Source organism: Rhodobacteraceae bacterium Araon29, assembly GCA_039640505.1.
Classification (GTDB): Bacteria; Pseudomonadota; Alphaproteobacteria; order Rhodobacterales; family Rhodobacteraceae; genus CABZJG01.
In genome coordinates this window covers 1,386,743-1,400,615 of the sequence record CP046865.1, presented here as the reverse complement: position 1 = coordinate 1,400,615, position 13,873 = coordinate 1,386,743, and the positions used below count along the sequence as shown (strand labels likewise).

General features: G+C 41.2%; 11 protein-coding genes, 1 tRNA gene and 1 pseudogene. 6 read left to right on the top strand and 7 right to left on the bottom strand.

The features are described 5' to 3' along the window. Positions 1-13: 13 nt before the first annotated feature. From GN278_06560 to GN278_06535, 6 genes are read right to left on the bottom strand one after another with little or no spacing between them, the layout of a single operon-like run. Entirely contained in the window at positions 14-811 is a 798-nt protein-coding gene (locus tag GN278_06560; GenBank protein ID XAT60507.1) for an MBL fold metallo-hydrolase, read from the bottom strand. Then, a complete protein-coding gene (locus tag GN278_06555) occupies positions 811-1,617 on the bottom strand; it encodes a YchF/TatD family DNA exonuclease (GenBank protein ID XAT60506.1) in 807 nt (268 codons plus the stop codon). The genes GN278_06560 and GN278_06555 overlap by 1 nt, the downstream gene beginning before the upstream one ends. A gap of 11 nt (positions 1,618-1,628) precedes the next feature. Further along, positions 1,629-2,774 (bottom strand): DNA polymerase III subunit delta', encoded by a 1,146-nt coding sequence (locus tag GN278_06550; GenBank protein ID XAT60505.1) that lies wholly within the window; start codon positions 2,772-2,774, stop codon positions 1,629-1,631. Then, the gene (tmk, locus tag GN278_06545; protein ID XAT60504.1) at positions 2,771-3,397 is read right to left on the bottom strand and encodes a dTMP kinase; all 627 of its coding nucleotides are present in this window, start codon (positions 3,395-3,397) and stop codon (positions 2,771-2,773) included. Before tmk ends, GN278_06550 begins: the two co-directional genes overlap by 4 nt. Further along, a complete protein-coding gene (locus GN278_06540) occupies positions 3,394-4,584 on the bottom strand; it encodes a D-alanyl-D-alanine carboxypeptidase (GenBank protein XAT62574.1) in 1,191 nt (396 codons plus the stop codon). The genes tmk and GN278_06540 overlap by 4 nt, the downstream gene beginning before the upstream one ends. After that, positions 4,568-5,404 (bottom strand): SPOR domain-containing protein, encoded by an 837-nt coding sequence (locus tag GN278_06535; protein XAT60503.1) that lies wholly within the window; start codon positions 5,402-5,404, stop codon positions 4,568-4,570. Before GN278_06535 ends, GN278_06540 begins: the two co-directional genes overlap by 17 nt. 200 nt (positions 5,405-5,604) lie before the next feature. Here GN278_06535 and GN278_06530 point away from each other — a divergent pair. From GN278_06530 to GN278_06515, 4 genes and pseudogenes are all read left to right on the top strand, one after another. After that, positions 5,605-5,694 (top strand) — tRNA-Ser (locus GN278_06530). 1,048 nt (positions 5,695-6,742) lie between these two features. Then, positions 6,743-8,377: a hypothetical protein gene (locus GN278_06525; protein XAT60502.1), complete on the top strand. Its 1,635-nt coding sequence runs from the start codon at positions 6,743-6,745 to the stop codon at positions 8,375-8,377. Continuing rightward, positions 8,370-8,771 (top strand): DUF393 domain-containing protein, encoded by a 402-nt coding sequence (locus tag GN278_06520; protein XAT60501.1) that lies wholly within the window; start codon positions 8,370-8,372, stop codon positions 8,769-8,771. Before GN278_06525 ends, GN278_06520 begins: the two co-directional genes overlap by 8 nt. Positions 8,772-8,947: 176 nt before the next feature. Then, positions 8,948-9,082, top strand: a pseudogene (locus tag GN278_06515) (DDE-type integrase/transposase/recombinase). Positions 9,083-9,641: 559 nt separating this feature from the next. On the opposite strand, the gene GN278_06510 reads toward GN278_06515, so the two are convergent. Next, the gene (locus GN278_06510) at positions 9,642-11,522 is read right to left on the bottom strand and encodes a hypothetical protein (GenBank protein ID XAT60500.1); all 1,881 of its coding nucleotides are present in this window, start codon (positions 11,520-11,522) and stop codon (positions 9,642-9,644) included. A 123-nt stretch (positions 11,523-11,645) separates the two neighbouring features. On the opposite strand from GN278_06510, the gene GN278_06505 reads away from it, so the two are divergent. Together GN278_06505 and GN278_06500 are read left to right on the top strand one after the other, a co-directional pair. Continuing rightward, complete coding sequence (locus GN278_06505; GenBank protein XAT60499.1) at positions 11,646-12,995, top strand: radical SAM protein; 1,350 nt, start codon at positions 11,646-11,648, stop codon at positions 12,993-12,995. A gap of 3 nt (positions 12,996-12,998) precedes the next feature. Next, complete coding sequence (locus GN278_06500; protein XAT60498.1) at positions 12,999-13,871, top strand: NAD-dependent epimerase/dehydratase family protein; 873 nt, start codon at positions 12,999-13,001, stop codon at positions 13,869-13,871. The last annotated feature ends 2 nt before the right edge of the window (positions 13,872-13,873 follow it).

The window sequence follows — 13,873 nt, the reverse complement described above, 5'->3', positions numbered from 1 at the left end:
ATACCGATCTTAGCTAAGTGTCAAAATGCAAGGTCCTGCCATCATATGCCGGCTGAATATGCTCAGGCAATTCATTGCATAGAGTATCATAGTCAAGATCTATGTGCATATTTGTAAGTACCGCCGACTTTACCCCGGCCTGTTCTATCCACTCCAAGCTCTGACTAAGATGCGTGTGACTCGGGTGCGGAGTACGACGCAAAGCGTCCAAAATCCAACAATCAGAGCCTTTCACAGCCTGCCAAGACTCTTCAGTCATTGCCGAAACATCAGGCAAATAGGCAACTGGACCTACACGAAAACCCAGAGCTTTTATGGCACCATGCTCAACTTCGAACGGAGCAAGCGTGATGGACCCTCCTGCCCCAACCACGTTAATCTTATTAGAAATTCTATTGAGCTCTAATATTGGAGGATAGGGCGAACCTTCAGGCTGCACAAAGGCATACTCAAAACGCGCCATTAAATTGCTACAGGTGACCTGATCTGCCCAAACAGGTAGCCTCCGCCTCATATTGAAAACAATCATTCGTAAATCATCAAGACCGTGCACGTGATCTGCATGCGAATGGGTGTAAACAACTGCGTCCAGTTGCCCAACCCCTGCATCAAGCAACTGCGCGCGCATATCAGGCGATGTATCAATTAAGACGCGAGTAATACCATCTAAGTTTTCACGTTCTATTAATAAAGAACAGCGACGACGGAAATTTTTGGGATTTTGAGGATTGCATTCTCCCCACTGACCGCCAAGGCGGGGAACCCCGCCTGAAGAGCCACACCCCAATATTGTAAATCGAAGCTGTACCATCAAACCACCAACGTTTTTGCGCAGGTTTTGAAAAACAGGCGTTCAAAATTTTGTTCCAACTGAGCGGCGAAGTCTAGATACTCAAGACCAAAAATCTCAGCCCCTTTCTGAGCTGTTAGCGCTGAATAGGCCGGCTCGTTACGCTTGCCCCGATGCGGTGGTGGAGCTAAATAAGGGCTATCAGTTTCAACCAAGATACGATCAATGGGCGCAGCAGCAAAAATATCCCTTAAATCTTGGCTTTTAGGAAAAGCAACAATGCCCGACATCGATAAATAAAACCCTAAGTCCAAAGCTGTTTGGGCCAAACTAGCGCCCGACGAGAAACAATGCATAACACAAGAAAATGGGGCATTTCTATACTCCGTGATTAGGATATCTGCCATGTCACTATCTGCGGCACGCGAATGAATAATCAATGGCAAACCAGATCTTTGAGCAGCCTCAATATGGATCCGAAGCGAGGTTTTTTGAATTTTGGCACTGTCTGCTGTGTAATGATAATCGAGACCAGTTTCGCCAATCCCAACGCATTTAGGATGCGCAGCAATCGCGAGTAATTGCTCAACAGTGGCAAGCGGTTCCTCTGATACACTCATTGGGTGAATACCAGCACCGTAAAACACTTCAGAAAAGCGCTCGGCAATAGCCCGAACGTCCGGTTCGTTACCCAGACGCGTGCATATCGTCACCATTCGGTGCACACCAGCCCCTTTCGCACGTTCAATCAAAACCTCAAGTTCTTGATCAAATTCAGAAAAATCTAAATGACAGTGGCTGTCGGTTATTAGAGCAGGGGAAGTCATACAGGGGCCTTTTAGCAAGCGTGTAGGCGTAACGCGCATTCTTCTATTTTGAAGAACATATCTAGGATCAAAGCCGCGGGGTCAATATTCACTGAACGTCCATGTCTTAATCTTTCTGAAATTATTTGGGCCACTTGCGCCCAGCGCTTGGCGGCAAGCGGCGTCGGACAGAGCTTAGAAAACACTTCCAGCTCACCCTTTGCTGCCTCTGCTTGCGCTTCTTTATGCAGGGCACCAAAGCGAGATAACCGCACCAGCATCAGCTCACATAGGCTTAAAAAAAGTTCATATTCTTCCGAATTTCCTTTTCCTGCATATTGATCAGAAATCACCATGGCACGGTCTTGATCAAGTTTTGGAAGACTAGTGATAACGTCAATGAGTGATTGATAAACATCAAGACCACCAAGCTGAAGAAGCCGTATCGCTTCACCCGTCGAACCCGAAGCTAGTGATGCGAGAGCCTGTTGTTGCTGCTTGGGAATCTCAATACCAGCCTGCTGCACCGCTCGGGCCACGCTGTCTGGGGACAGTTGCGCCAAACGCAGTTCGCGGCATCTTGATCTTACTGTTGGCAACAGCCGAGAGGGCTGATGACTTATCAGCAAAAGTAATGCATTTTCTGGAGGCTCCTCCAGAATTTTTAACAGCGCGTTTGCGGCATTGGTGTTCAACTCGTCGGCAGAATCAACAATAGCAATCCGGCGCCCCCCATCCGTGGCGGTCAGGCTAAAAAAGGATTTAAGTTTACGAACCTCATCCACTGTGATCACTTGTTTATGCCGTTTGCGCTTTTCATCATAACTGCGGTGCAGGGCAAATATCCCTGGCTCTGCACCAGCTATCACACGGCGCGCCACAGGATGATCCTGAGCAATATCAAGTGTCCTTGGGCTGACATGTGTATTTCCAAATAGACCGCCTCCTTGATTCGGATCCGGGGTTGCCAGAAGAAATCTGGCCAGTGTCCAAGCCAAAGTTGCTTTGCCAATTCCACGCGGCCCGCTGATCATCCAACTGTGGTGCAAGCGGCCTGTTCCAAAAACCTCAAGAAACTGCTGTTCGGCACGTTCTTGTCCAACCAGTTTTTGGGTTTCCCGAGGATGCGGCGCGCCCTCTACTTGATCCGACGGCAAAACGGTTTCTGGATTGCTCATCTGGTCAATGCCGCTATTTGTGCATAAATGTCTGCCGCAACATTGTCTGCACTTCCATGCCCGTCTATAACTCTAAAACGGTCAGAATATTCTTCTGCCAGTGCCAGAAAACCCATTCGCATGGTTTGCTGAAGTTGAAGACCAAAATCCTCAAATCGCTCTTCTTTAGTTTTTCTGGCTTTGGCTCGCGCCAATCCTATTTCAGGATCCATGTCAATCAACAGAGTTATGTCCGGATTACGTGGAATCATAAGCGCATGCAGGCGATCGACAAGCTCCCTCAGATCACCCCTGCTCAGTCCTTGATACATCCGAGTTGAGTCGGCAAAACGGTCACAGATGACAATCTTTCCTGCTGAAAGTGCCGGGAGAATATTACACTCTAAATGATCTCGCCGAGCTGCCGTAAAGAGCAATATCTCAGTTTCAGCAGACCACCTATCAGGATCACCTTGTAGGACCAAAGCTCGGATTTCTTCTGCTCCTACAGAACCGCCAGGCTCGCGGGTTAACACAACTTCATGCCCATCATTTTGCAGTCGTTTGGCCAACCTTTTTGTCTGAGTCGATTTTCCCGAACCGTCAATGCCCTCGAAACTGATGAACAGGCCTTGCGAGGTCAAAACGTGCCCTCTGGCTTGGCGCCAACTCTGCGCAGCAAGGTTTTAGCTGCTGTCGACAAGCGCGCAAAAAAACCACCTATTGGGATATCTTGTTCTGCCAAAAGCGGTACCGTTGTTTCTGGTAACCCCTTAGGCTGGACTTTCAAAACGGCAATTTTCTGGCCTTTTTTAACGGGCGCTGGGAAAGGTTTTTTATATTCTAATTCAAACAAAACCTGTTCATCGCCTAGCACTGGGACTAAAATCTCCAGGTCGCGTTCCAAAACTACTCCAACACTGCGGTGTGAGCCATTCCAAAGAGAAACTTCGGCAATTCGACTACCTTCAGAGCCATACTTTTTTTGCGTGAACTGGCGAAATGCCCAATTAACCGCTGCCTCTGCTTCTTCAGCTCGCTCTTGAACTGATGACATACCGGAGAGCGCAAAAACAATCCGCCGGTCTCCTTGTTTTGCCGAACCGACCAAACCATATCCAGCCTCGCTTGTATGCCCAGTTTTTAACCCATCTGCGCCAATTCCCAATCCAAGCAAAGGGTTACGATTTCTTGTATTGGCTGGTGCACGACCATCAAATTCAAATTGGACTTCAGAAAACATGGGATAAAACTCAGGAAATTCAGAAATTAATAGCCCAGCTAATAAGGCTAAATCATGCATACTCATCAAATGGCCTTCCGCCGGCCAACCATTTGAATTTTCAAAGTTTGAACTCAAAAGGCCAATTTGCTTTGCCCGTTCGGTCATTATTCGTGCAAAGCCGGCTTCGGTGCCGTCAGGCGATAAAGCTTCTGCAATTACTGCACAGGCATCATTGCCAGACAAAACTATAATACCGCGTAAAAGATCTTCAACCGTAACACGGTCAGAGGTGTCTAGGAACATTGTCGATCCGCCGTAATTGGCTGCGTGTTGAGAGACCCTGAGAGTTTCTGTCAGACTCAATTTACCAGAGCGAATAAATTCAAATGCCACATAAAGCGTCATCAGTTTAGACATTGAGGCGGGAGGTACGGGTAGATCAGCATTTTTCTCCAGCAAAACCATTCCAGTGGAATAATCAATAATAAATGCAGTTTTAGCTCTTGTTTCAATTGCTGCTGCAGAGCCGGCCAAACACAGCGCCAACAAAGAGGAAGCAATACTTGTAGCTAGGAAACTACGATAATGACTAATGAGTAACAGCATAGGCATCCTGAAATCCTACTGACTTGACCGTTTTAAGCAAAAGTTCCCTTTCTTCAAGCGAATTTGCGGGACCAATAACAACACGCCAAAACGGTTTGCTGTCTTTGAATTGTTCCTTGATCAAGGGAACGATCCCCACTTGACGCATTTTAGTGGCTGTATTTTTGGCGTTTTGCTCTACATTAAAAAGGCCAAGCTGAATAAATGGCTTCCTGAGCCGCATCTCAGAACCTGTCACCTCAGCCTTGTCCAAAGCGGCAGTTGCAATGACATCATTTTGAGCAATTTGCCCACTCCTGGAACCATGGGCTTTTACATTGTGCGGTCGCAGTGCTGTGACATTGAGTTTGATCTGTTGACCAGATGAAACTCCAAAAGCTTGAGCTGCGGCTGCCGATATTTGAAAGGGTACGCCGTCTTTTACATCATTACGGCGAAACAAGGCACCAATGACAAACTTACCACTCTTACCGTTGCGCACAATCACCCTTTCTGCTGATGGCGCTGATAGATGGGCAACCCAAACCCCACCAAGTGAGGGGCGCCCGTCCCAAACGCCCAAACCTGTCAATTGAAAAACCTCTGGAGCCTCAATATCGCGTTCAATCACCTTGCTTGAAGAGGGTGAAACTGCAGCCAGACCTTCACCACTCAAGGAAATTTGAGAAAGATTCTCTTCAGCCGTGCAACCCATTAAAAAAAATGCAAATGACAATACTAAAGTTACACTAAGGGATGCCCGTTCGGTTGCCATGCGCTTGGCATGCCGCTTTGCATTCATGCCATATTGAAAAACTGCTATCTTTAACCCGCTGTTCATCCTATGCCCTTTTCAATGCTTCTTTAAATCATGCGATTTGTACATTTCTTTTTATTCGCGATGATCCAATGCACCAAGCCTTTAGCGCAGAGCTTAGCGATTTTAATTCTGTAAGAAAAGCGCAAGCAGACCATGTTTTCAGAATCTTTCTGATCTTTGCTCTTTAAGAATCATTAATGAGCGGTTAGACGGTCGGCGTCGGAGGAGTGGCAGAGTGGTTGAATGCACCGGTCTTGAAAACCGACGTAGGTGAAAGTCTACCGTGGGTTCGAATCCCACCTCCTCCGCCATAATCACACAATAAATCTATTATTTTCAATAACCTATAAAATTAAATATTTTCTAGCCCCCACATTCGCCCCCACAAATAGTGGACTTTTATCTTTCAGACACATAATTCAATCTACGAGCAATTAACCATATTAATTGCGATATTGTGTTTGGAAAAAGGTAACTCGCAATGGCACTACTTGGACCATCATCCATTTTATATATTTTTATTGGGCTATGTTCCTAATTTTACTAAATTTTAAGCCTCTAATCCCACACACGCGCGCGACCCTGCGCCATGTCCTCCTACATGCCACGCTTTCACACCACTAGAAAGATGTCCAAACCTTTTCAATTAATTGTCTATCCCCCATTTTATGCACCACTTTTCAGTAGAATTTCTGGATCTAGCAGCATTATTTAGAATGCTTGGCGAAGGAGGCTGTGAATTAAGTCGCCCGGCAGTCTAATCCTGACACTTTCCCGCAAAAATTGACCAAGTGGTCCCAAAAGTGGTCCACGGTGACTCACTTGCCAAGTCTGGTTTTCTACTGCTGCATCCATTCACTTTAGTACGCTTTGAAGTCAGCTTTGTGGATGTGGCTGTTAATCGCCCAAGTCCACGAGATTACCACCCAAGTAATGCTGTGTAGTATTGTTTTCTGTCTGATATTTTTCATTTTTGTCTACTAATAATCTACTTTGAACTATATATGGTTGTAATTATTGTTATACTAGAAAAGGAAAGGATTTTAGAATTACCTTTGAATATTCTCGTCTTTAGTTATCTTAGGATCAGATTGAACGGAGCATGATAGGAGTATTCGTCTTTTGCATATCTTTTAACAGGTTGGTCACTTTTGGGGGACAGCAAAATGTTAAATTGATCCAGTCTTTAGCGGCCTTAAAGTAAGTTGGTTTGTTTAAGGATTTGAAAGCAAGGAGTTTGAAATGCGATTTTCAATTATATCAACCTGTGGATTTCACCAGCGCTAGGAACTGATAAAAACTAATTTCTAGATGGATGAATAATACGTTCAAATTTGTCAAAAAGGAACTAATCAGCAAATGTTATCAATTTTAGGTGAAAAAAGAGACAGGCGGGGCCTATTGAATGATTTCTGTAGGCATATTTTCTTGCTTTTTGGCACTTTGGTAACATTTATTTTTCTTCGCGATTACTTTTTGTTAAACAATGCATACTTGATTGATGCTGTAGTTGTAGGACTTTTGGGATCATATTTTAAACTGCAACCCAGCACGAAATTCTTCAGGTTTTTGTTCTACTCCATGGTTTTGATATGTTTGTTTTATATATTGGCTGCTTACCCAACTCTACCATCTGATATTGTCAATCAAGAAGGAAGAAATTGGCTGAGTTTTAAGCTATATCCCACGCTTTCAGTTTTTATGTGCTTGGGAGCTTTTTGGCGCCCAACATTATTGCTTGTTCCTATTTGCCAAATTCACTGGCAAAAAATCCAACTTTGGAACATGTCAGGAGTTCACTTATCTACTACTGACTACCTTACAATTTTAGAATTTGGTTTGTTGCTAGTATCAGGCTTTCTATTTGTTCAATTCGTTGCACTGGCTCTAAGGCTCAAAAAGGGAATCCAGAGAAATTTGTTTGGACGTTTTTTTGAAAAAACAGATGAAGAAAAAGTTGGGCAATGCCAATTGTCAAAATTGGATATAATTGCATATTTCGCGGTATGCACGCACATGGGAAATTATCTGCACTCAGGAATTAAAAAGTTGAGGTTGGGTGATGACCCGTTCAGCTGGATCATTGAAAGCCAAACGCAATTCTTGACGGTGACGACTCACGTAGTGGGGCAATTACCGATAACGTTCGGGGGAAATTTTTTTGTAAACATATATCCGTTCTTGGAAAACAATATAGTCGTCATTAATTTCACTACTGTAATTTTGCAATTACTTTGCGTGTTTTGCGTATTCAAAATTAATTGGATAAAGCTGATTACGATAGCCTATGATCTACAACACGTTATTATCTTCCTCCTATCAGGGATATTTTTTTGGAAATGGATTTGGTTAAATACCACAATAATACTGGGACTTAGGTACTTAAAAACTACTGCGTTAGGTGTTCCTTTGGTTTTGATTGGCGCTTTGCTTGTAGTCTTTTCTCCACTAGCTTTTTCTATTGCTACCTTGGGTTGGTTTGAAACTCGGGCATTCAACAAAGCGCATTTTAAAGCTCATACAGCTGATGGATCATCTTTTATAGTACCATCAAATTATTTCGGAAGCTTTTCACTCACGGCTGCACAGCAAGGCATAGCACGACCTTTCGAAGGTCATTTTGAAACAAGTACCTTAGCTAATACGCAAAAGCGAGATACAATGCTTCTTGCCGAAAGTTGTACTTTGCCAACCTCTGAGAGGTCTAAGCTAGCAAATAAAAAAAATACAGAACGAATGAATAATTTTATTAAAAATCACCATCGTTATGTGTTAGAAAAAATAAATGAAGATGGAATATGGAACTACGATCTATACCCACATCACATGTGGTCAAATTTGGCGTCATTTAATGATTTTTTTGAACTGGATAAGCGAAAAATAGTGAGGTACTCTTACCACGTAGATTCTGTTTGTTTGTCAGTCATAAATGGGGTGATTGAAGAAAAAAATGTCCTTAGCGGATCAATAGAAGTGGAGGTCACAGATGTTTGATACAACAAATCCTGTGAATGAACTCTGGATAGTATATGATGGCGACTGCCCATTTTGTAGCGCCTATATAAAGTTGATAAAATTACAAAAATCTTTTTCGAACATTCATTTATTGAACGCCAGAGAGGGCGGTGCTTTAATCGAAGAAATATCAAGAATCCCTTTAGATCTGGATTCGGGAATAGTTTTGAAAATCAATCATATTTACTTTCATGGAGATGAAAGTATGCATATACTTTCTTTAATGTCTTCACAAAGCGATCTGTTTAATAAGGTCAATGCGTGGGTTTTCCGATCGCCGACTAGGGCAAAGTGGATTTACCCAATTTTGCGAATTGGTAGGAATATCGCACTACTAATTTTAAGAAGGAATAAATTAAATAACTTAGGCTGATAAATTCTTTTTTAGCCGAATGTTGTATTAATATCTGGTGGCACCGGTTTGGCCCTAAGTTCGCAAGCGAGATCAAAAACCGAACGGCATTCGGCATGCAGTCTATTCGCTGGAAGTGGCACCTTGATGAAGTCTTTATAAAGATAAATGAAGAGCGATATTACCTATGACACGCCGTTGTTGATCACGAGGGCGAAAACTTAGAAAGCTATGTCACCCAAAAGAGGGATAAGAACACGGCACTAAAGTTCATGAAAAAAGCTATGCGCAGGTATGGATCACCGAATGAAATAGTTACAGATAAACGTTGATCCTACGTTGTGGTTTCAAAAGCGCCTGCCCACAAATCGAACGCTTCTCTTCATCAAATCAAAGCCCCTTCTTCTGCCCTTTTTCCCAGCCTTAGAGTACCTCAAGATGTCCACTAACAATGGTGGACATTATCCGACACTCTAAAGCACCGCTAGAGCGGGTTCACCGGACGGTTATGTTCCCTAAGAAACAAATTCTTTTAAAATATGTGATACTACGGCTTCCCTTAATGACTAAACTTGAGGGAATTTCATTAAGTTAGCTTGAAAGTTCGGTGCACCGAGGATTCAGCCTAAATTAACTAAGGCTGTTTATTATCAATAGATTAGCGAGGTATCTTTTTAAAAAATGGTCCTTAGCTGCAAAAAATAGGAGCTTTTTTCCTGGACAGTCTATTTCCAATCAATATTACCATGAATGTTCTTTACAAATTTATCTCCAACATCTTTGCTACCAACGGGTCTCTTGTTTATCTTCACTCCAGACAGGTTACGATGAACCAGGAATCCTCCTTATTAAAATCAACAATTCTGTTCCACAGCTTTTGTTGTCAAACAATTAAGACGATGAAGTTGGACATTGTCCAGACTGTCCCCTAGTTAAGCAATTTCTTACGAAAAGTAACTGATCAGCGACCTGCAAAAGCAATTTATAGTCGCTATCCATAATGAAAGATACTACGTCTACAAATTCTGATTTTGGATTTTTTGCAACAACAATATCTGGGTAATGCGATTTAAAAACTTGTTCCAATGAGTCAATGTGCGTTTTATTTACCTTCCAACTACCGCCCAAAGCAAACTGTGCGGCATCTAGCACTCTAGCTTCTTCAACCGTTCTATAGAGTGGAAGAAACTGGTTTTTGCTTACCAAAAGGGTCAGATTAGGTGAGTAAACTCCGTGTCTAAAAGCTGTTTGCCGAAAGGCTAGCAAGGTCTTTCCCGCAATATGTTCTCCAACATTTTTTTCAATCAAATCATAACTAATTATAGGTGCTTGCTCAAATTCAGCCTTTTTAAATTGGTTGGTTTTCACTAATTTAATAAAATTTTCCAAACCAAAAAATGAAAAAGCCACCACACTAAGAGCAAGAGTAACTGAATGAAACTTTAAACTGCGGAGAAAATGAGAATAAATTGCAATAGCTAAAATTAGATATACAGGAGGCGACAAAGTATAGAAAAACCGAAAAAAAACCACTGACTTTGCGGAAAGTAAATCAATTGTATTGAAAGAGTAAGGGTTCAGAAATAACGCAGCGTAAAGAATACCGTAAAAAAAGAGAAATAACCCAACTAAATTTTTCTTTTTTGAAAAGATAATGTCTCCTAAAATCATTATTGCTTGGAAAAAAATTCCTGTGCCCAAAATGTATAAAAGAAACCTGTTTTCACCATAAACCTTTGACAAATGGGCACCAAAATTATCCATATAATTTGGCAATTCACGGATTTCCCAACCCTCCAATTGGTACTCATAAATATCTCCTTGATTAAAATAATGACTAATAAGTATGAGCATAAAGGCCGGAAACAGCACAGGGACAAATAATTTAACATTGCCAAACTTCAACGCTCCGCTCATTATCGAATTTTGCAAAACAACGGCCGTCCAAATAAGAATTGTAGCAGCAAAAAGTAAAAATGGCAGCGTTTGGGAAGTCATGCAGAATCCCGAGCTTAGGATTAATAACTTCTTGATAGACAATTGTTTTTTGAAACAGTATTCAAAAAAAACTAAGCTCAAAATTATATTTAAGATAAAAGCATTGAAGCAGGCCCTTGGTGTTTCAGTTCGTCGTATAGCCCATTCACCAAAATATCCATCTCCAAAATTAAATAATAACAAACAAACGACAACAACAGTATAAAGCGTTGCTGCTCGCTGAGAGCATCCAATTGTTGAAAATAATGTGCACAGACTCAACACTGCTAAAAAAACTATAACTGCTGGAAAAAAGTGAAAGTATACAGTTACGATATGGTAGCTAGTAAGGTACGAGAGATAGCCTGCAAGATATTCTAGTACTTGTGAGATGTGATAAAGGTTTAGTATATTGCTTCCGACATGGCCCGGCATATCAAAACCCAGCTTTGAGGCAAAGTTTCCTGAATGATGTGCAGCGCCTATAAGGTATTGTAAAGCATCAGAGCTTTCAGAAAAGTGAAAAAAGCGAAAGCCAGCAAGGGCTAAAGCTAGTAAAAGTATTGGTTTCGGAAAAACCGCTAGTAATGACTTTCCAAAGCGAGTATTTCTTGGAAATCGATAGAATCGTAAAAAATAGATCGATATTGCACCAAAAGAAAATATTGAAGCAACATTACCTGTAAAAACAAGATTCCATCCGACAAATCTACCAACCTGTAAAGTTAAACCCCAAGATAACAAAAATAGAGCGACGCCTGTAAAAAATGATAGTTGGAGTTCTGCTTTTATCATTGCTGATGTAATTTTCTCTAGCCGCTAGTTCTATTGTAACTCAAAGTGTTAATTCTTTACTTACCACAAGGTATATGTCAATTCATTAATTGTGCTATTGAATGTCCATTTAGAAATTTTAGGATGAGAAATATGAAGGTTGGTTTCATTGATCTTAAACACAAAAAGCATGGGTTTGCTAATAGGGACCAAACTGGTGGCTTCGGCTCTCAAATGCACGCAACTAGTATGATTGGAAAATTTCTACAGACTGTTAAAAAAAGCAAGAGTCGACTACCAGTCTTGTCTCTTGCCTATTTGGCTGCCATCGCACGACAACACAATCATGAAATTTTCTACTTTGAGGATATCCCAAGTGTCGATTTAGATATTATTATTTTGGCAACTTCAATGGCGCACTTTGAATATGAACTGGAGTTTTGCAACAAAGTAAAAGGTAAATTCGACAAGGTCAAGCTGGGTGCAATTGGCCCTTTTTCATCAGAGATGCCACACCTTTTTGAAGATTTTGTAGATTTTATAATTAAGGGCGAACCTGAAGACGCATTCACAAAAATTTGCAATGGCACAATAGATCCAAAAGGGCAAATAATTAGTAACCAAATAGATGACGTTAATCGAATACCTAAACCAGAATGGAGCATATTTCCTATAAACGAGTATAGCTATTTCCCTAGCCTGCCGAAGAAACCATTTCTAACTATTCAAGCAAGCAGAGGATGCCCCTTTGCCTGCGAATTTTGCCCTTATTTGGTGCAGCAAGGAATTCCACTAAGACGAAAAAAAAATGAACTGATAATCGAAGAAATTGAGAACCTTGTGGAGAACTTTTCGATAAGGTCTTTACTCTTCAGGGACATAACATGGAGTATGCACAGAAAAGAGACCAAAGAGCTCTGTAGGATGTTGATAGAAAAAGATTTCAACTTAGAAATCGGCGTTGAGACACGAGCGGATACTCTTGATGCCGAACTGATTGATCTAATGAAGCAGGCAAAGGTAAGGGTTGTAAATCTAGGAATAGAGAGCCCTTCAGATGAAATTTTGCAATCATCGGGACGGCGTCCAATCAAAGAAAACAAGCTAGAAATGGTACTAGATAGATTGAATAAGGCGTCAATAGAGGTTCAAGCTTTTTATATTTTAGGTCTTATTGATGATACCGTAAAATCAATGCGTAAAACTATATTTTACAGCTTTAAGCTTAATACATTTACAGCACAATTCTGTGTGTTAACGCCATTTCCTGGAACAAAAACATTTCACGACTTGAGTGGGAGGCTTTTGACAAAAAATTTTGCAAAATACAACGAATACGAACCTGTTGTTAAAATCGATGGTGCCTCTTCCGAAGAAATACGAAGGTTGCGTGATTTTGCTTTTTCAAGATATTACTTGCGCATAGGTTGGTTGTATAAGCACGGTTTAAAATTATTACGAAGCATATTTTTATCATATCTTCGAAAAACCTGAAAAATGGAAAAGAAAAAAATTCTCCTTACAGGTGCCAGCGGCACTATCGGACAGCAAATTTTAAAATCTGATCTTAGGAAAGAGTACTATTTTCAATGTTTGTTCAGGACTGATTTTACGGATATAGGGGGTGACAAAAATATTATAATAAAGAATTGGTCAAAAGCGAGCCTAGAAAATATCTTAGAAGAAACCGACACTATTATTCATTTAGCCTCTTCAACAAAGGCTTTGGCCTCAGGCCAGTCACATGCAGAGTCATTCGAGCTTACAAAAATGCTGGTGGAGGTGGCAAATAAAGCTTCAGTCAAAAACTTTGTATTCTTTAGCAGTGATTTAGCTAGTCAGCCAAATGGTAATTATGGCAAATACAAACTAAAGTCAGAGGAAGTGATAACAAAAAATTTCAAGCATAATTGGCTTATAGTTCGCTGTTCACCGGTCTGGGTAAGAGATCAACCATCATCAAATTCTACAGTTTATAAACTGATAGACTCTGTGAAAAAACAAAGATTAATAATTTTACCTAATGGAGGCCGTTTTACGGTAACACCTATTTGGATTGATGATCTAGTCGATAATTTACGTTACGCCCTAGATAAAGAAGAGATTTCAAGCATGGTTATGGAACTGAAAGGCGATCCAATCGAAATCAGAGAATTATTGGAAAAAGTGTCTGACAGATATTCCGTTGAAACTCGAATTGTAAGTATTCCGTTATGGCTTTTAAAGTTTTGTACCAAGAGCATTATGCTGCTGGGTTGCAATCTAACCATCTTTGAGACCCTTCTGGACATAGGTGAAAAAACTGATTTTCCGAGACCCACAAATGAAATAAAGCGAACAAAAATCAATGATATTCTAAAGCGAGTATAGAA